Annotated in this window: 17 protein-coding genes, 1 pseudogene and 1 riboswitch; of the genes and pseudogenes, 4 read left to right on the top strand and 14 right to left on the bottom strand. The window is 48.5% G+C overall.

What is annotated here, in order from left to right; translation table 11 throughout:
- Positions 1-76: 76 nt before the first annotated feature.
- Positions 77-1,906, bottom strand: coding sequence for an APC family permease (locus LHUE1_RS01695; protein ID WP_047106343.1), 1,830 nt, complete (start codon positions 1,904-1,906; stop codon positions 77-79).
- A 522-nt stretch (positions 1,907-2,428) separates the two neighbouring features.
- Here LHUE1_RS01695 and LHUE1_RS14325 point away from each other — a divergent pair.
- Positions 2,429-2,506, top strand: a pseudogene (locus tag LHUE1_RS14325) (Asp23/Gls24 family envelope stress response protein); the annotation flags it as partial.
- On the opposite strand, the gene LHUE1_RS01700 reads toward LHUE1_RS14325, so the two are convergent.
- The 3 genes from LHUE1_RS01700 to groES form a co-directional block, all read right to left on the bottom strand.
- Entirely contained in the window at positions 2,497-2,838 is a 342-nt protein-coding gene (locus LHUE1_RS01700) for a DUF1827 family protein (RefSeq protein ID WP_049171614.1), read from the bottom strand. The pseudogene LHUE1_RS14325 and the gene LHUE1_RS01700 overlap by 10 nt on opposite strands.
- 243 nt (positions 2,839-3,081) lie before the next feature.
- A complete protein-coding gene (gene groL / locus LHUE1_RS01705) occupies positions 3,082-4,719 on the bottom strand; it encodes a chaperonin GroEL (protein WP_010491955.1) in 1,638 nt (545 codons plus the stop codon).
- A gap of 35 nt (positions 4,720-4,754) precedes the next feature.
- Positions 4,755-5,036: a co-chaperone GroES gene (gene groES / locus LHUE1_RS01710; protein WP_003567052.1), complete on the bottom strand. Its 282-nt coding sequence runs from the start codon at positions 5,034-5,036 to the stop codon at positions 4,755-4,757.
- 154 nt (positions 5,037-5,190) lie between these two features.
- On the opposite strand from groES, the gene LHUE1_RS01715 reads away from it, so the two are divergent.
- Both LHUE1_RS01715 and LHUE1_RS01720 read left to right on the top strand, forming a co-directional pair.
- A complete protein-coding gene (locus LHUE1_RS01715) occupies positions 5,191-5,835 on the top strand; it encodes a CPBP family intramembrane glutamic endopeptidase (RefSeq protein ID WP_047106341.1) in 645 nt (214 codons plus the stop codon).
- Between the two features lie 80 nt (positions 5,836-5,915).
- Positions 5,916-6,974 (top strand): LCP family protein, encoded by a 1,059-nt coding sequence (locus tag LHUE1_RS01720; protein WP_025012729.1) that lies wholly within the window; start codon positions 5,916-5,918, stop codon positions 6,972-6,974.
- Positions 6,975-7,063: 89 nt separating this feature from the next.
- Here LHUE1_RS01720 and LHUE1_RS01725 read toward each other — a convergent pair whose 3' ends face one another.
- The 4 genes from LHUE1_RS01725 to LHUE1_RS01740 all read right to left on the bottom strand — a co-directional run bounded on the left by LHUE1_RS01725 (position 7,064) and on the right by LHUE1_RS01740 (position 10,121).
- Complete coding sequence (locus LHUE1_RS01725; protein WP_049171617.1) at positions 7,064-8,107, bottom strand: sodium/glutamate symporter family protein; 1,044 nt, start codon at positions 8,105-8,107, stop codon at positions 7,064-7,066.
- Complete coding sequence (locus LHUE1_RS01730) at positions 8,108-8,995, bottom strand: ATP-binding cassette domain-containing protein (protein WP_049171621.1); 888 nt, start codon at positions 8,993-8,995, stop codon at positions 8,108-8,110.
- Entirely contained in the window at positions 8,992-9,360 is a 369-nt protein-coding gene (locus tag LHUE1_RS01735) for a GntR family transcriptional regulator (protein ID WP_047106338.1), read from the bottom strand. The genes LHUE1_RS01730 and LHUE1_RS01735 overlap by 4 nt, the downstream gene beginning before the upstream one ends.
- Before the next feature lie 107 nt (positions 9,361-9,467).
- Positions 9,468-10,121 carry a redox-sensing transcriptional repressor Rex gene (locus LHUE1_RS01740; RefSeq protein WP_010491991.1) on the bottom strand — a complete coding sequence of 218 codons (654 nt, stop codon included), beginning with the start codon at positions 10,119-10,121 and terminating at the stop codon, positions 9,468-9,470.
- A 217-nt stretch (positions 10,122-10,338) separates the two neighbouring features.
- On the opposite strand from LHUE1_RS01740, the gene LHUE1_RS01745 reads away from it, so the two are divergent.
- Entirely contained in the window at positions 10,339-12,291 is a 1,953-nt protein-coding gene (locus tag LHUE1_RS01745; RefSeq protein WP_049171625.1) for an ABC-F family ATP-binding cassette domain-containing protein, read from the top strand.
- Between the two features lie 106 nt (positions 12,292-12,397).
- Here LHUE1_RS01745 and LHUE1_RS01750 read toward each other — a convergent pair whose 3' ends face one another.
- The 6 genes from LHUE1_RS01750 to LHUE1_RS01775 all read right to left on the bottom strand — a co-directional run bounded on the left by LHUE1_RS01750 (position 12,398) and on the right by LHUE1_RS01775 (position 16,594).
- A complete protein-coding gene (locus tag LHUE1_RS01750) occupies positions 12,398-12,724 on the bottom strand; it encodes a PTS sugar transporter subunit IIB (RefSeq protein ID WP_010491995.1) in 327 nt (108 codons plus the stop codon).
- A 97-nt stretch (positions 12,725-12,821) separates the two neighbouring features.
- A complete protein-coding gene (tsaD, locus tag LHUE1_RS01755; RefSeq protein ID WP_049171628.1) occupies positions 12,822-13,844 on the bottom strand; it encodes a tRNA (adenosine(37)-N6)-threonylcarbamoyltransferase complex transferase subunit TsaD in 1,023 nt (340 codons plus the stop codon).
- 35 nt (positions 13,845-13,879) lie between these two features.
- A complete protein-coding gene (gene rimI / locus LHUE1_RS01760) occupies positions 13,880-14,413 on the bottom strand; it encodes a ribosomal protein S18-alanine N-acetyltransferase (RefSeq protein ID WP_049171630.1) in 534 nt (177 codons plus the stop codon).
- Positions 14,397-15,119: a tRNA (adenosine(37)-N6)-threonylcarbamoyltransferase complex dimerization subunit type 1 TsaB gene (gene tsaB, locus LHUE1_RS01765; RefSeq protein ID WP_049171633.1), complete on the bottom strand. Its 723-nt coding sequence runs from the start codon at positions 15,117-15,119 to the stop codon at positions 14,397-14,399. Before tsaB ends, rimI begins: the two co-directional genes overlap by 17 nt.
- Positions 15,120-15,257: 138 nt before the next feature.
- Positions 15,258-15,869 carry a hypothetical protein gene (locus tag LHUE1_RS01770; RefSeq protein ID WP_049171636.1) on the bottom strand — a complete coding sequence of 204 codons (612 nt, stop codon included), beginning with the start codon at positions 15,867-15,869 and terminating at the stop codon, positions 15,258-15,260.
- Between the two features lie 206 nt (positions 15,870-16,075).
- Complete coding sequence (locus tag LHUE1_RS01775) at positions 16,076-16,594, bottom strand: folate family ECF transporter S component (RefSeq protein WP_039639299.1); 519 nt, start codon at positions 16,592-16,594, stop codon at positions 16,076-16,078.
- Between the two features lie 37 nt (positions 16,595-16,631).
- A riboswitch (THF riboswitch) is annotated at positions 16,632-16,726 on the bottom strand.
- Positions 16,727-17,477 lie beyond the last annotated feature (751 nt).

Genomic DNA, 17,477 nt, shown 5'->3' on the forward strand with positions numbered 1-17,477 from the left:
AAACAAAAAGCGAATGAACCCACACCTATGGAATTCATCCGCCTCTATTGCATGTCTCTTCAACCTGCCTAAACGGTCACTTCTTCAAATGATAACTGTAAGTGGCAATAATCACGTTCTCGCGGCTTGCAAACGCAGCGCGTAAACGGAAGTTGGTTTGGTTATGGAGAATATTTTGCCATTTTTTGCGCGGTACGAATTGCGGAATTAGCACCGTGGTCGTGAAGTTGCGTTTAGCAGCATTCCGCGCCACGATGTCGACGAAGCGAATTGTCGGTGCTTCAATCGAACGATATGACGAGTGAATATCGACAAACCGGACATCCGGAAAATCAGCCCGAAATTCGCTTTGCGTTTCTTTTTCCTTGTTCGGATTCTCATCCATCGAGACGTGCATCGCAATGACATAATCGCCGATGGACTGCGCATAGTTCAGCGCGGCGCGAGTCACCCGCGTCACATTACCGACAAGCACAATGACGGTGCTGCCATCGTACTCATGCTCCTCAACATCTGCCGGCAACCGTAACTGCGCGGCCACTTTACGGTAATGATCATGAATCTTGTAAAACATAAAGATCGCAAGCGGCATCACGATGAAGAACGGCCAGATATCAAACAGCCGATAAGCAAATAAGATGACCAGAATCGCGAACGAAATTAATGCGCCAGAAAGATTGGCGACCGTTTTGCCAATCCAGCCCTTGCCGCGGTGCCGGAACCAGTGAATGATCATCCCGGTTTGCGACAACGTAAACGGAATGAACACGCCTACCGCATACAATGGAATCAGGCGCTCCGTGGATCCCTGGAAAATGGTGATCAACGCCGCCGAGCCCAGGGCCAAGGTCAAAATCCCATTGGAATAACCCAACCGATCGCCGCGATCCAGGTACATATGCGGCATAAACTTGTCCTTAGCCAAGTTAAACGCCAAGACCGGAAAAGCCGAGAACCCTGTGTTGGCAGCAACCGCCAAAATTAACGCGGTCGCAAATTGAACGACATAATACATGATGCCGGTGCCACCAAATGTTTCTTTGGCAACCTGTGAAAGTACCGTCACCTTCGCCATCGGCACTAAACCATACCAGTAGTTCAAGAACGTGATCCCGGCAAAGAAGAACCCCAGAATGCCAGCCATAATCGCTAACGTTTTGGCTGCATTCTTTTCCTTGGGCAACTTGAAAAACGGCACCGCATTACTGATCGCTTCAACCCCGGTCAGTGAACTGGATCCGCTGGAAAACGCCCGGAAAATCAACGCCATCGACACGCCGGGAATCGCTGCGCCGACCAATGAAGTTGCCTTATACGGGATGGCACCACTGACAACCTGATAAAGTCCCCAGACGATCATCACGGTCATCACAAGCACAAATAGATAAACCGGAATCATCAGGAAGTTAGCCGATTCGCTCATGCCACGTAAGTTCATGCCCATCAAGATAAAAATGATGATTAGCGAAATCGCCACCTGATGGCCATACAGCGCAGGAATCGCACTGGTGATCGCCTCGGCGCCGGCTGAAACCGAAACCGAGACCGTCAACATATAATCAATCAACAACGAAGCACCGGCCGTTAAACCGGCATTGCGGCCCAAATTTTCGCTGGCAACAACATAGGCCCCGCCACCACTAGGGTAAGCATGGATAATCTGCCGATATGAAAGTGTCAGCGAAATCAGTAAGACTAAAACGAACGCCGCAATCGGTAACGAATACCAAATTGCCGCAGCTGACAGTGTCGTGAGGACCAAGACAATCTGCTCGGTCCCATAAGCCACACTGGACAAAGCATCTGACGACAGCATCGCCAATGCTTTGAAGATGTTAAGCTGTTGACCACCTTCCTCGGAAGATTTCAAAGGCCGCCCAATGAACAGCCGTTTCAAGTGCATCATTTTCTAAACTCCTATTAACCCACACCGGTTCAAAAATTTTAATGAATCGTAAACAAACATGCATTAGTGTACTCTAAATTTCGGCTTACGCCTACCTTGTTTCATCTTAACTTATATGTGCCGCCAGAAACACCGGTTGGATTGATATTTGTCAGCGGGTATGGTTCGGAAAAAGCCGCGATCAGGCACTGCTCTATAAAGAAGCTAAGGGGTTCCGTTGACTGCTAAGTTCTGTAGCGCGTTTGGTAGCCCAGAAATTCAGGTGCAAGAACCTCAACCCCAATGGCAAAAACCGCCATTGGGGTTGAGACTACTTACGCTTTATTTAAGCACACCGGTTCACGCTCACTTTAACGCGTTCGCCAGCGCAGAAGTCTGCGTATAAGGACCTTAGGCGCAATGGCCAAAACCGGGCCATCACGCCTAAGGCCGCTTATACTCCGACTTCTAGACGCGCCGGCTCACGCTCGACCATAACGCGTTCGCCGGCGCAGAAGTCTGCGTGTAAGGACCTTGGTCGCAATGGTCAAAGCCCGACCATCACGCCCAAGGCCACTTACACTCCGACTTCTAACCGCGCCGGCTCACGCTCACTTCTCGATAATAACCACATCATGCACTTTCAATTTACGATGGACTTCATGTTCGATCTCGCTTTTAGCGGCGTGGTCGATTTTTAGCTCGGTTTTCGGTGTGTCTGGCAATAGTTTCTCAAGAACAAAATCAATCTCGGCATCTTTGATGGTGCGCTTGTCGTGTGTCAGGACAATATCGATTTGGTCGAAGCCTTCCACATAATAAACATGCACCGATCCTAGCGTGTAAAGTTCGAAATACTTGACTGGCTTGCGACTGTATAAAAAGCGCATGGTGTGCGGAAGCATCTTGTGTAAACTGGCATTAAGCCGAATGGGATTTTGAATCAATTTCATATAACTCGTCCCCTCTTATTTGACATGGAAAATAGCAACGTTAATTGTTTATCAATTTTATTTTAACAAGGAAAGGTGGTCAATGCCTATGATAACGCTTGGCACGAGTTTGAAGGGTACAAAAGACGTGCCATCATACGTTCGCTAGCCCAGAAATCGGCTGGCTCACGCTCACATATAAAAAACACCAGCAAAGTTCGCTGGTGTTTTATTTGTGTTCTTCTTTTTAAGGATAGGACGAAATTACATCATGCCACCCATGCCACCGGCTGCCGGGTTTGCACCTGCAGCACCCGCGTTGTTATCCTTTGGTTCTGGCTTGTCAGCAACAACCGCTTCAGTGGTCAGCATCAAAGCAGCAACTGATGCAGCATTTTGCAATGCGGAACGGGTAACCTTGGTTGGGTCAATGATACCTGACTTAGCCATGTCTTCCCATTCACCGGTTGAAGCATTGTAACCAATGCCTTGCTTTTCCTTCTTCAATTGTTCAACGATGACAGAACCTTCGCGGCCAGCGTTTTCGGCAATCTGGCGAACAGGTTCTTCAAGGGCACGTAGAACAATGTTGATCCCGGTCTGAACGTCGCCTTCTTCTTTCAAAGCAGCGACTGCAGGGATGACGTCAACCAAGGCAGTACCACCGCCGGCAACGTAACCTTCTTCAACGGCAGCACGGGTCGCGTTCAAAGCATCTTCGATCCGATACTTACGTTCCTTCAATTCGGTTTCGGTTGCAGCACCGACCTTGACAACCGCAACCCCGCCAGCTAACTTAGCCAGACGTTCCTGCAACTTCTCACGATCGAAGTCGCTGGTTGTGTCGTCAATTTGCTTCTTGATGATGTTAACCCGTTCAGCAATGGCATCCTTGGAACCTGCGCCATCAACAATCGTGGTGTTGTCCTTGGTAACGGTAACTTTGCCGGCACGACCCAATTGTTCAATCTTGGTATCCTTCAGATCCAAGCCAAGATCGGAACTGATCACGGTGCCACCGGTCAAGGTTGCAATGTCTTCCAGTTGTGCCTTGCGCCGATCGCCAAAGCCAGGGGCCTTAACTGCAACAACATTGAAGGTACCACGAATCTTGTTAAGAACCAGGGTTGGCAATGCTTCGCCGGCAACATCGTCAGCAATGATCAACAGTGCCTTACCTTGTTGAACGATTTCCTGCAATAGTGGAAGGATGTCCTGAATGTTGGAAATCTTCTTATCGGTAATCAGGATATATGGATCGTCCAGATCAGCTTCCATTTTATCATTGTCGGTTACCATGTATTGACTCAGATAGCCGCGATCAAACTGCATCCCTTCAACAACAGAAAGTTCAGTGTCGATCCCTTTGCTTTCTTCGATGGTAATAACACCGTCATGGCCAACTTTTTCCATGGCGTCCGCAATCAGATTGCCGACTTCTTCATTGGAAGATGAAACCGAAGCAACCTGGGCGATTTCCTTCTTGCCGTTAACTTTGTGGCTGATCTTGTGCAGTTCGTCAACCGCTGCCTTGGTTGCCTTTTCGATACCTGTCCGAATGCCAACAGGGTTAGCACCGGCAGTCACGTTCTTCATACCTTCGCGAATGATGCTTTGTGCCAGAACCGTTGCGGTTGTGGTACCATCACCGGCGATATCGTTTGTCTTGGATGCAACTTCCGCTACCAACTTAGCGCCCATGTTTTCGTAATGGTCTTCTAAGTCAATTGACTTGGCGATCGTAACACCGTCGTTGGTGATTTCCGGTGCGCCATAACTCTTATCCAAAACAACGTTGCGGCCTTTTGGTCCTAAAGTTGTTTTTACTGTGTTTGCTAATTGATCCACGCCACGCAGCATGGCGGTACGTGCATCCTCAGAGAACTTAATTTCTTTTGCCATTGTTTTTATTCACCTCAAAATTGATCGATTATTTTTTACGCAATTGCCATAATGTCTTTTTCGTGCAGTACGAGGTAGTCTTGACCTTCATACTTTACTTCAGAGCCGGCGTATTTGTCGTATAATACAGTATCGCCAACTTTAACGGCCATTGGCAGACGCTTGCCTTCCGGTGTCAAAGCGCCTTCACCTACTGCGACAACTTTGCCGGTTTGCGGCTTTTGTTTGGCATTATTGGCTAAAACAATGCCGCCAACAGTCTGTTCCTCTTCTTCAACGACCTCGACAATCACGCGATCTCCTAATGGTTTTAACAAGGCAATCCCTCCACATTACATTTTTTGATTTAGCACTCGCTATGTCTAAGTGCTAACTACAAAAGTAACTATAACGAGTTTTCCGGGTGAATGCAACCCCAAAACCCGGGAATGTTATACTAATTTCAGATATTTTTTCAAAGGAGTCCCCTATATGTCACTGCAAAAACATGCCTTTTCCGTTGTCGGTGCTTACCTCGTCACGTTTATCGCTAACCTTTTGATTTTCCAATTCATGCCGGTTGGGCGGCTCAGCCTTGGTATTGTGACCTTAATCAGTGTCATCGCAATGATTGCTGCGGCGTATAGCGAACGGCAACTGGTCATTGCCAACGCGATTGAAGCCCCTGGCGTCCTCGCACCACAACAGCGCGTTTTCTGGGGTGTCATCGGCATTGCCGGCGTCTTGGCTGCTCAGTTAGTCGGCTCATGGCTTGAAATGATCCTTTTTAAAATGCCGCAAACCAATAGCCAGATTCATCAGCAGCTTTCCAGTATGACCACCAATCCCTGGTACTTTTTGGCAATCGGCCTCGCCATTCCCGTTCTGGAGGAGCTGGCTTTTCGTAAAGTATTGTTCGGTAATCTGGTTAATGTCACTGGCGTTTTCGGTGGCGCTTTGATCGCCAGTCTGTTATTTGCCGTGACTCAACCAGGCGGCCACTGGCTCAGCGCGACCTTAGTCGGATTGGTTCTGGCCTATGATTACCGTCACACCGGCGCCATCAGCACTGCCATCATCGCCCATGTCGGTGCACTATGGGTGGTCTGGCTATATTACATTGCCCACGCGCTGTAAACGTAATCGAATATTAATCTCGTTGGCGCATTCAATCTTCTATAATGGAAATAATGTTTTTATAAAGGAGCCGTTCAAAAATGGAGACCCGTTCAAATCACCGCCACCGTCAACCGCCTAAACGTTTTCGCTGGGGACGCCTCATCGGCTTAATCGTCATTGTCGGCCTGTTTACGGTTGGCGCCTATGCCCTGCGCCTCTATAGCCAGGCAAAATATGCCATCGACAATACATACCATGCCACCAAACACGTCAGCACGGACATCGCCCAAAAGAAACCATTTGCAGTACTCCTGCTCGGGGTCGACACCGGTGCTGAAGGACGCGTTGAAAAGGGCAACTCCGATACCATGATTGTGGCCGTCGTCAATCCGAAGACCAACAAAACCACCATGGTCAGCATTCCCCGCGATACGGCTGCTGAATTGATTGGCACCAAAGAGTTCAATATGCAGAAAATCAACGCTGCATACAATGTCGGCGGTTCTGATATGGCCATCAACACAGTCTCTAAACTTGTGAATGTGCCGATTTCTTATTATCTGACGATCAACATGGGCGCGCTGGAAAAAGTCGTCAATGCGGTCGGTGGGATTGACGTTGATGTTCCGTTTTCATTCCAGGATCCTTACACCGGTAACCAGAAATTCAAAAAGGGTCGCATGCATTTAAATGGCAACATGGCACTTGCCTACTCACGAATGCGCCACGCTGATCCGGAAGGCGACTATGGCCGGCAAAAGCGCCAGCAACAAGTCATCAAGGCAATTTTGAAAAAAGCCGTTTCTGTCGGATCGCTTGGTAACTTCACCAAACTCATGGACACGATTTCTAAAAACATTGCAACTAATCTGAGTTTTGCCGATATGCAAAGCATTTTCATGAACTATCGCGGCGCTGCCAAAACCATCACAACCGATCATCTCAAAGGGGTTAACGCCTGGGTCGGCGACGGTGCCTATCAAATCGCATCCGATGCCGAAATGCAGCGGGTTTCCGATAAACTGCGCAAAGCACTGGGCCTGCAAACCGAAACCATCAGCAACGAAGAAACCAAACAAAACGCCAAGAATACTCAGTTTGATTTCAAGGCGACGACCGATCAAAATTACATTATCTTCACACCGTATGACCGTTAACATCCCTGCAAGCAAAAACCGCCTACCGACTTTTTTTCGTCGGCGGCGGTTTTTTAGTGGCGTAAAAATTTGCTTCTGCCTGCTCAGTGCTATCGAACCATCAGCTGTTCTTGCGCACGCTCACGATGCAGCCACCAAAGACCAAGCGCGAGAACACCGATAATGGAGACACTGTAGGACAGCAATTCATTTTGGAACAGCCAATCCCCAAAATTGTAAGGGACAACAATCAAGGCATAGACAAAAATGACCCAGCGGAGTTTTGGTAACAATAGGATGTCACCTTCGTTTTCCAACGAAATGCGGTCAAATAACCACCGGGTGATCCAGTAACCGGCTGCACTGGCTATTAATGCCATCACAAAAAAGAACAGAAACAGCTGATCGCCATGCGGCAAGAATGCCCTATAAGAACGCTTGTCTATGGTGGTATAAGTAACAAACCGCTGAATGGCACTCATGCCAAGCCAACCACCAAGAAGACCAAATACAAACATGCCGAATAAGGAAGCAAAGATACTGCCGACTGCAATACCGGCGGTGAACATGAAGCTATTAACAGCCAGATTCGTCATGAATAGTCCCAAAATATTCAAGCCGCTGATCCCGACATACGCTGCTGGAACGCCTGCGTAATAGCCAAACAGAGTGAGACTAATGCCAAGCGTTGTCGTCCCCAAAAGGCATGCAAGTCCATACCAGTAACGAGTGTCAAACAACCGTTTTCGCTTAAACCTGCTTTTAAAGAGAGTCGCGTTAAAACTGCTTGCCTGATCTGCTCCAGCCATGATCAATCCCAAGAGCAAGGGAACAATATAACTAATCACTGTCATAATACGGTTGATCAGAAATGGCGAATAAAGCCTGTTTCGTTGTGGCTCAATCAAAAAGCGTTGTTCATCACGATAACCAGCGTAACTTTTATTGCCATATATTTCAGAGTGATGTTTAGCTGCCTGATTTTGGGCGGCATAATATTCTGTAGGATTCATCATATATTTCTGCTGACTCTGATAATTTTTTAACGTGTCACCCAAATTAAAAACTGCCAATAACACAACAAAAACAAACATCACACGAATAAGCGCTTTGTGCCTTATCCGAACAAGTTTCAACAGCTGATGATCACCCATCTAGCCCACCTCCGCATGTTTTTTTCGAAATTCGACTTTAAACAAATCCGACAATGACAATGGCAGGCTTTCGTTCAAAACCGGTTGCTCAGCTTGCAGTGCCGCTTGCACATCTGGCGTGAAATCAGGGAAAACCACTTCGATGACGCGTCCGCGGATGTTCAAAATGCGGCCATGCTGTTTGATCACCGCCGGAATTTCCTTGGTCCGGAATACCAATTGCAATTTCACTGCTTGCTGCCGGACATTTTCCAAGGTGAGATCACGGCTGATGCGCCCATCTTTGACGAATAAAACGCGATCGGATAAACCGTCTAATTCGGCGAGATTGTGAGACGCAATCAGAAAGGTTCGCTGACCATCGGCTACTGCGTCCACAACCAGATTCACAATGCGTTCGCGAATCAGGACATCCAGCCCATCGAATGGTTCATCGAGAAAAACATACGGTGCCTGACTCGCCAAAGCCATCGCTACCATGACCAGTGCCTGATACCCTTTGGATAGACCTTGAAACCGCTGGCCGCCAGCTAACCCGAATTTTTTAATCAGGTGCAGAAACGCTGTTTGATCGAATGAAGGATAAAGCAAGGCATAGGTTGTTCCAATTTTGGCTAATGCATACTTGCGAAAAAATAAATGTTGCTGATCTAAGTAAAAAATGGCTGCTTGTTGCGGTGATTCTTTTGTCAGATCATGTTGATCCAACGTGACCGTCCCGCCGTCAGCGATATACTGGCGGTTGACGGTACGAAAAATCGTGGTTTTGCCGATACCATTTGGGCCGACCAATCCGACAACCTGGCCGCGATCCAGCGAAAACGTGATATCGCGCAGGACTTCCTGATTGGCGATTCTTTTTTGCAATTTAGTCACGATTAAACTCATACACGATGCTCCTCCTTTTCAGTCAACCATGCTTGCAATGTCGCTAAACTGATGCCCAGGCTTTGTGCTTCCACGACAATTGCATCAAACTTTGGGCGGAACGCCGCCACTGCTCTTGAATTCGCATGTTTTAATGGCTCAGCCACAAATGTGCCGCGCCCGGGTTCAACGTAAATCACGCCGTCCGCCTCCAGTTGCTTGTAGGCTTTGGCGACGGTATTGGGATTCAGCTGTTCTTGCTTCGCCATTTCCCGCACCGATGGCAGCTTATCGCCCGGCTGCATAATGCCTTGTAGAATCCGGGTCTTAATCTGCAACACCAAGCGTTCATAGTACGCCAAATGAGTATATGACTCGGTTGCCATTCAGGCGCCCCCTTTCGTACTACGTGTACTATTATACATAGTACACTCAACAACGCAAGAAAAAACGCCGTCCATCTGTCATGGACGACGCATTTTCTTTTTTTCAGTTAAGCTTCCGGTTCGTTGAGCGTTGGCCCATAATGTTCCAGGAAGTAAATCAAGGTCTGTAGTTCCGTTGCCAAATCGACATTTTGTACCCGCACGTAGCTAGGCACCGAAATGCGAATCGGGGTGAAGTTCATGATCCCCTTAATCCCGGCTTTAACCAAATCATCGGTGATATGCTGGGCGGCATCAATTGGCACCGTCAAAATCACGATTTCAATCTGCTGATCTTTAATTTGCTTAATCATTTCGTCCATGGGATAAATCGGTACCCCACTTTGAATGGTTCCGGCTAAATCAGGGTTGATATCGAATCCGGCACTAATCCGAATGTTGTTAGCCTGTCGAAAATTATAATTCAACAAGGCGTGGCCAAGATTGCCGACACCAACCAGCCCGACATTGGTTAGCCGATCCTGATTCAGAATCTTTTTAAAGAATTTCAGCAAATCGTTGACGTCATAGCCGTAGCCGCGTTTGCCCAATGCACCGAAATAAGAAAAATCACGCCGAATCGTTGCCGAGTCAACTTTCACCGCGTCCGACAGTTCAGTTGAACTGATCTTGGTTGTCCCGGAATTCGCCAAGAAATTCAAATATCGGTAGTACACGGGTAGGCGTTTCGCCGTTGCTTTGGGGATGATTGTTTCCGCCATGTAAGCAAGCCTCCTGTAGAAGTATTCCCATGCAGAACATGTGAACTGTCCAACATAGTATCTTCTGCTAATATTAGCTGGTTTATGGCCTGAACGCAAGCGGATACATCTTCACAAGCATATTTTATTGTGCGAATGCATCATCAGGGAACGCACGCCCATGAACAAAACTATGGTATATTAGGTCTTAACGATTATTGTGAAAGAAGGTATTCCTGTGATCATTTTGCAGGCACAACAAGTTAGCCGCAGCTTCAACGGCAACGAATTATTTGCCAATGTGAATCTTGAAGTCCAAGACGGCGCGCGCATCGGCCTTGTTGGCCCCAACGGGATTGGTAAAACCACCCTGCTGGAAATCCTGACCGGGATCGCGCCTCCGGATAGCGGCCAGGTAACAACCATGAAGAATCTGTCCATTGGCTATTTGGCCCAAAACTCCGGCTTAGATTCAGATAAAACGATTTTCAAAGAAATGTTGACGGTCTTCGCACCACTGCAGGCAATGGCCCGGCAAATCCACGCATTAGAGGCCAAACTCGGTGATCCCAAACTCATTGCGGACAAGCCGGCTTTTGCCGCAACCATGAAACAATATGATCAGTTGCAACACGATTTTAATGAGCAAAACGGTTATGGCTATGAAGCCGAAATCCGCTCGGTTCTCCACGGCTTCCAATTCGGTGAAGACACTTACGACAAGCCAGTCGGCACCTTGTCCGGCGGCGAACGCTCTCGTCTGGCCTTGGCCAAGCTCCTGCTGGAAAAGCATGACCTGATCATCCTCGACGAGCCGACTAACCACCTTGATATCGAAACCCTGAGTTGGCTGGAAGGCTATCTTAAAACCTATCCCGGCGCTATTTTAACGGTCAGCCACGATCAATATTTTCTTGATCACGTGGTCACCGAAATTTACGAACTGGATCACCACCATGCGACCCATTACAAAACCAACTACAGCGGGTATCTCCAGCAAAAGGCCGAGCGCCAGGCGCAGGCTTGGAAAGCCTACACCAAGCAGCAAGAAGAAATTGCCAAACTGCAGGATTTCGTGGACAAGAATATTGTCCGCGCCAGCACCACCAAGCAGGCCCAAGCGCGCCGGAAGCAATTGGAAAAAATGGACGTTCTGGAAAAGCCAACTGGTGACGACAAAAGCGTGCGTTTTAACTTCACCCCTAATCGTCCCAGCGGCAATGAGGTGCTCAAAGTCGACCAGGCAACGGTGGGTTATGAAGCTGATCACCCGATGGCCGGCCCTATCGATTTCCAGGTAAACAAATTCGATCGGATCGCCCTTATCGGACCAAACGGCGTCGGCAAATCGACTTTACTCAAAAGTATTTTAGGCAAGATCCCGTTTCTATCCGGATCAGCAAAGTTCGGCGCTAACGTTGATGTCGGCTACTACGACCAGGAAATTCAACAACTCAACCCTAAAAATACTGTGATTGACGAAATCTGGGATGAACATCCGATGATGCCGGAAAAAGACGTCCGTTCCGTTCTGGCTGCCTTTTTGTTCGGCCCAGACGATATTCAAAAACCGGTCAGTGCCTTATCCGGCGGGCAAAAAGCGCGGTTGGAGTTGACCAAGTTAGCGCTCAAACATGATAATTTTCTGGTTCTTGATGAACCGACCAACCACTTGGACATTAACAGCAAGGAAGTCCTTGAACAGGCATTAAAAGATTTTAATGGCACCGTTTTGTTCGTGTCCCATGACCGCTACTTCATCAACGAACTGGCAACCAACGTCATTGCCATCGCCCCGACCGGCAGCACAACCTACCTCGGCAACTGGGACTACTATCAGGAAAAACTAGCCGAGACTAAGGCAGAGGCCGAAGCTGCGGCTGCTGAACAGCCAACCGCCAAAACCGAAACCGCGGGCGCTACCTCTTACCAGCAATCCAAAGAAGATGCCCGCGCAACCCGTAAGTTGCAGCGAGAAGTTGCTGACTTAGAAGCACAGCTGCAGAAACTCGGCAACCAAGCGACCACAATCCAAAAAGAAATGACCGCCCCCGATGTTTTGAGCGACTATGTCAAAATGCAGAAATTGCAAACTAAGCTCGAAGCAGTTCAGAAACAAACCACGGACGTCGAAAATGCTTGGGAAGAAAAAAGTATTGAGCTTGAAGACATGCAAACTGCTGACAAGTAGGCAACGAAATTAGCCTCAATCAAGGTCAGTTAACCGCAAAAAAGCTGGTACCGGAATCAATAACTTGTTTCCGGTGCCAGCTTTTTACATTTTTTAACTATCGCAATTAAACCTTTTGATCCAGCAACCCGATTGCCTGCTGCAAAACTTTCTCGCCGTCCATCATCCCATAGGCTTTCATGTCAATGACAGCCATCGGGATTTTTTTAGCGTCGGCTTTAGCTTTGAACTGGCTTTCCATGAAGCGGACTTGCGGGCCAAGCATCAGTACCGAAACTGGCTCCGATGCCAGTTTATTGTCAGCATCTGCAGCCGCAGTGGCAAAAACATCAACATCCATACCATCTGCCGCAGCAGCTTTTTTCATTCGTTGCACCAACATCGAGGTGGACATACCAGCGGAGCACACTAACATAATTGTTTTTTCAGCTATGGGAATCATCCTTTCGTTAACAAACTTATCGATAAGTTAAGTTTAACTAAATCAACGAACCCCCGTCAACGAAAGTGCTGATGATTCGCTCATGACCCTAAGCATGGGCAAAGCTCAGGCCCGGATCCGCATTGAGATTCTCGGAGGCAAGATGGCGCTTGGCCAATTCAATATGCGCAGCTGCCCCGATCATGGCACCGTTATCGCCGGTTAAGCGCAACGGCGGAACAATCACGTCCACATCCGGAAAATGCACGGCCAGCGCTTCGTTCATGGCTTCTTTGAGTCCCTGATTGGCTGCTACCCCGCCAGCCACGATCAGCTGTTTAACCGGATAGTGCGTCAGAGCCTTCTGAGTTTTATGAACCAGGACATCCACCACCGCAGCCTGGAAACTGGCCGCAAGATCTTCGCGGCTAAGCGTTTCACCGATTTGATTGGCATGGTGCACCGTATTGATCACAGCGGACTTCAAGCCACTGAAACTGAAGTCCAGATTATCCTCTTTATCCATGGCGCGCGGAAAATGGAAGGTATCGTGGCCCAAATGTGCCAAACGATCGACTTCTTTCCCTGCCGGATATGGGATGCCCAAAATCCGTCCCACTTTGTCATAGGCTTCACCAGCTGCATCATCTCTAGTATCACCAATAATCTCGAACTCACCGGCAGCTTTCATGTAAACCAGCTCGGTGTGACCACCGGAAACCGCCAACGCCAACAATGGATAGGTCAGCGGCTTAACAAAGCGGGCAGCGTAAATATGCCCAGCCATATGATTGACCGGAATCAGCGGCAAGTGGTGGGCGTAAGCAATCGTTTTGGCAGCCGTCACGCCGATCAGCAGTGCGCCAACCAATCCCGGGCCGTAAGTGACTGCTACGGCCGTTAAGTCGGTGTAGGTCACCCCGGCTTCTTTCAGTGCTGCGTCTGTTACCAGCGTAATCTGCTCGACATGGTGCCGACTGGCGACTTCCGGAACGACGCCGCCAAAACGCTGGTGGCTCTTGATTTGCGTCGCGATAATATTCGATAAAATCTTGTTGCCATTTTCAACGACAGCCACACTGGTTTCGTCGCAGCTGCTTTCAAATGCTAAGATCAATTCCCTTGCTGCCACATTGTTCTCCTCTACAAACATGATGGTTCCGGATATCACGGCAAAGGCCGATACATATCCAGTGCATCATCATGATTGCTGACATAATAACCTTTTTTAACTTTGCCATCTTGAAAACCGAGCGAATGATAAAGCTGCTTAGCAATATCATTATTTGTTCTAACCTCAAGCGTGACCTTTTCACTGCCGTATTCAATCGCTCGGCCAATCATAAACTGCATCAAAAAGCGACCCAGTCCCATATGCTGGTAAGCTGGATCAACGGCAATATTCGTGACATGAGCTTCACTCATGGTAAACCAAGTACCGACAAAAGCAACCAGTTGGCCAGCATCTTCAACCGCAAGATACAATGAATGACGCACTTTGCGCAATTCAGAGAAAAACGCATAGCGATCCCACGGCGTATCATGATAGATCCGCCGCTCAATCGCCAATGCCGCGTCAACATCGGCTTCCGTCATGCGCCGCAGTAAATATTCCTTATTGCGGACATTGATCGTGCGTGACTCAAATTGAAGTTCATCAGGCGTCGTGCGGTCAAACCACGACCTAAACTTTCTCAACATAAACATCATGTCCTTTGCCGGGATGCGCCTTAAGCCAGTTGTTTTCGGCTTCCGTTAAGCGTAAATAGCGCGGCACAAAATCATAGACAGAAACCGGTGGTAAATCTTTGCCTAGCTGACCAAGTCGCAACGCTTGCGGCAGATTTAACCAATCTGGGGCAAAATGAGCCAAACCGCCCAATGCCTCGATAATCTGTCCGCGAAACATCGCTGCATCGGTTCCGACAAAGATAACCGGTTGCCGTAACGTTGTCAACTCGGTGAGCAAAAGCGTCAGCGGAACGTGGCGATCCGTAACCACATTAATCAGGTTCCCCTTGTCCCACTGGTAAACACCTGTGAAGACATTGTTGCGCCGTGCATTCATAATCGGCACAATCATAGCTTTAGTATCCGTAATGTTTGCCGCTAACACTTCCAGGCTGGAGACGCCGACCAATGCGATGTTCAGCGTGTATGCCAGAGTTTTTCCGGTAGTCACGGCGATGCGAATGCCCGTGTAGGAACCCGGACCGTCCGCAACAATAATTTTATCAAGATCTTCGGGTTGCAAGCCACTTGCAGCAACCAAATCGTCAATCGTTGGTAATAACTGTTCACTATGAGTCCGCTCATGATTAATAGTCGTCTGCGCCAATAACCGATCATTGTCCAGCACGGCAACCGACATCGCCTCATTTGAGGTATCAAGTGCTAATAATCGCATAATTCAGGCCTCCCTTCGGCGATACAATCATGGCAATAGTTTATCACAAATGGCCTTAGAGCGTGAGTGGTATATTCGTGTGGCTGCATACAAACCGCTAGTCAGCCGCCTCGCGCTGTGCCAAATAAGCGCCATCAACTACAAGGATAACCACGCTTCGCCGGGATTAGGCAGTTCCCCGTTCAACGCGGCAAGCAAAATGAGAATGCTACCAATCATCAACAGAATCTGTAATAAAATCTTAAGCCATAAGCGTTGATGAATGATACTTTCTGGCGTCCAATACAAGTCCGCGGCGCTCTGAATCCCGGTCGCCTCGTTAGCAGCCAGCAACTGATCATGCAACCATTTTGCCAACCACATCCAGGCAAACCCGGCAACTACCGCGCTGATGGCCAGCACCCACAAAGCCTGATTGCGGGTGGTTAAATAATCTGCCGTAAAAATATATAATCGCCGAATAAGCGGCAAGTGACTCAGTTCGTTGTAAAACTGATTTCCAATCGCAAAAGCGAACGCTAAGCCGCTAATCCAGCTGCCTGTCAGTCCGACACGGCGAATCCGCTGCGCCAAAGCATTTTCACGATATAAGTTGCGGACATACGTTTTCCGGCCAGTACGTACCTGATTCGGGTACATCATCTTGTGCGTCGTCAGCTGCATAGCAACAATTTTACGCTCCAAGGACCACGCCCATAAACCGGTTCCGGCCAATGCCACCGCTATCAATCCAAGCAACAATAGATCCATTGTCCGCCTTCCTTTCCAGAAACTTTGATTCGCCTATTTTAGCAATTAATCCGGTGAGTGACCAGTTAGATGAACTGGGTGCTAGGGTTGTGCCAGTGGGTTCACGCCAGCATGCAAAAAGCAGCAGCAAGCTTCCGAGTCACCGCGAAGATGACCGAGAAACTTGCTGCCACTTATTGAGTCGGTGTTAAAACGACTTTTGTCAATTAAAGATGCGGCCGAATCCGTTCGACGGCTTTTAATGTCCCATAAGACAGTGCCGTCTGGATCGGTAACATGACCACGTTTTTAATCGTTCGTGGCCAGATAATCCCTTGCCAAGGCGTCCCCATCATGTTCAGCCACAGCGTTGTCAAAATGACATTACTGATCAGCAACACCAATCCGACGCCAAGTAACGTCCGCATAACCGTTACCTTCTTGCCGTGGAAGAACATGCCGTAAATCATTGCAGCAATTGCGGCACTGAGCGTGAACCCGGGAAAATTGGCGCCCGGATTGAAGACCATAATCGACAACTGGTCATTCAAAGCAGCGGCACCCGCGGCCAGCCATGGTCCGAAATAATACCCCATCAAAATGGTAGCGAAAAACGCCGGACTGATCTTAAGCCATGGCGTACCAAAAGAAAAACGACCCAAAACAATCTGCATTGCCATCAACATGGCCATATACACGATGTTCCGAGTGGAAAGCTTGGGACTACTAAACGATAAAACTTGCATAAGCTGCAATCTCCTTTTTTGCGGAGACGCCTAAATATCAGGCGAATGCGGCATCTGCACCGCGACTTTCGTCTTCGTCTGCCGTTCACATTCCGTTCCAGCAGCACTTAACGCGCAGATTCCTACTCCTAGATTTTGTCACGAGTTCTATCGTACACCGAAAATTAACCAAAAGAAACCCCTTGAACGTTCGCATCAGCACTTAAAGGCAGGCTCAACCCTTGACATCATCGTGAAAATTATCTCACGACTTTCTCGGTATTTTTTAGCGCTACACCAAGTCTGCTACCAGATTGGTCCGCTAAAATGGTGTCTCGTAAGCAAATTTTTCTTAGTTGCTCAAAACTCCCTGACAAAGGGATTCCCTCAAAGGCGGTGTACTCAGAATTTTGGGTACGCCGCCAGTTTTATGTGAGCGTGAGCCAGCGCGCTTAGGAGTCGGAGTGTAAGCGGCCTTGGGCGTGATGGCCCGGGCTTTGGCCATTGCGACCAAGGTCCTTACACGCAGACTCCTGCGCTGGCGAACGCGTTATGGTGAGCGTGAGCAGGAGCGCTTAGAAATCGGAGTGTAAGTGGCCTTAAAGCCTAAATGGCTGGGCTTTGGCCATTTAGGCTTTAAGGTCCTTACACGTAGATTTCTGCGACTGCGAACGCGTTATAGAACACGAAAGTCTGACTACCCACTTGCCCTAAATAGAACAAGTTTCAAGTACACAATCCGGGCTTAGGCCATTGCGACCAAGGCCCTTACACGCAAACTCCTCCGCCGGCGAACGCGTCATGGGCGTAAGAACACCTAACCCACCAAATACTGCAACAATCTCACTTCCCGCATAGACTTGCACTCAAAACTCCGTATAATAAGTCTCGATAACCTTTGAAA

The organism is Lacticaseibacillus huelsenbergensis, assembly GCF_029726355.1.
Taxonomy (GTDB): Bacteria; Bacillota; Bacilli; order Lactobacillales; family Lactobacillaceae; genus Lacticaseibacillus; species Lacticaseibacillus casei.

What these genes read in the sequence shown, in the direction of transcription:
- LHUE1_RS01695 (WP_047106343.1), bottom strand. Translation starts at nt 1,906, where the DNA reads ATGATGCACTTGAAACGGCTGTTCATTGGGCGGCCTTTGAAATCTTCC.
- LHUE1_RS01700 (WP_049171614.1), bottom strand. Translation starts at nt 2,838, where the DNA reads ATGAAATTGATTCAAAATCCCATTCGGCTTAATGCCAGTTTACACAAG.
- groL (WP_010491955.1), bottom strand. Translation starts at nt 4,719, where the DNA reads ATGGCAAAAGAAATTAAGTTCTCTGAGGATGCACGTACCGCCATGCTG.
- LHUE1_RS01715 (WP_047106341.1), top strand. Translation starts at nt 5,191, where the DNA reads ATGTCACTGCAAAAACATGCCTTTTCCGTTGTCGGTGCTTACCTCGTC.
- LHUE1_RS01720 (WP_025012729.1), top strand. Translation starts at nt 5,916, where the DNA reads ATGGAGACCCGTTCAAATCACCGCCACCGTCAACCGCCTAAACGTTTT.
- LHUE1_RS01725 (WP_049171617.1), bottom strand. Translation starts at nt 8,107, where the DNA reads ATGGGTGATCATCAGCTGTTGAAACTTGTTCGGATAAGGCACAAAGCG.
- LHUE1_RS01730 (WP_049171621.1), bottom strand. Translation starts at nt 8,995, where the DNA reads ATGAGTTTAATCGTGACTAAATTGCAAAAAAGAATCGCCAATCAGGAA.
- LHUE1_RS01735 (WP_047106338.1), bottom strand. Translation starts at nt 9,360, where the DNA reads ATGGCAACCGAGTCATATACTCATTTGGCGTACTATGAACGCTTGGTG.
- LHUE1_RS01740 (WP_010491991.1), bottom strand. Translation starts at nt 10,121, where the DNA reads ATGGCGGAAACAATCATCCCCAAAGCAACGGCGAAACGCCTACCCGTG.
- rimI (WP_049171630.1), bottom strand. Translation starts at nt 14,413, where the DNA reads ATGTTGAGAAAGTTTAGGTCGTGGTTTGACCGCACGACGCCTGATGAA.
- tsaB (WP_049171633.1), bottom strand. Translation starts at nt 15,119, where the DNA reads ATGCGATTATTAGCACTTGATACCTCAAATGAGGCGATGTCGGTTGCC.
- LHUE1_RS01770 (WP_049171636.1), bottom strand. Translation starts at nt 15,869, where the DNA reads ATGGATCTATTGTTGCTTGGATTGATAGCGGTGGCATTGGCCGGAACC.
- LHUE1_RS01775 (WP_039639299.1), bottom strand. Translation starts at nt 16,594, where the DNA reads ATGCAAGTTTTATCGTTTAGTAGTCCCAAGCTTTCCACTCGGAACATC.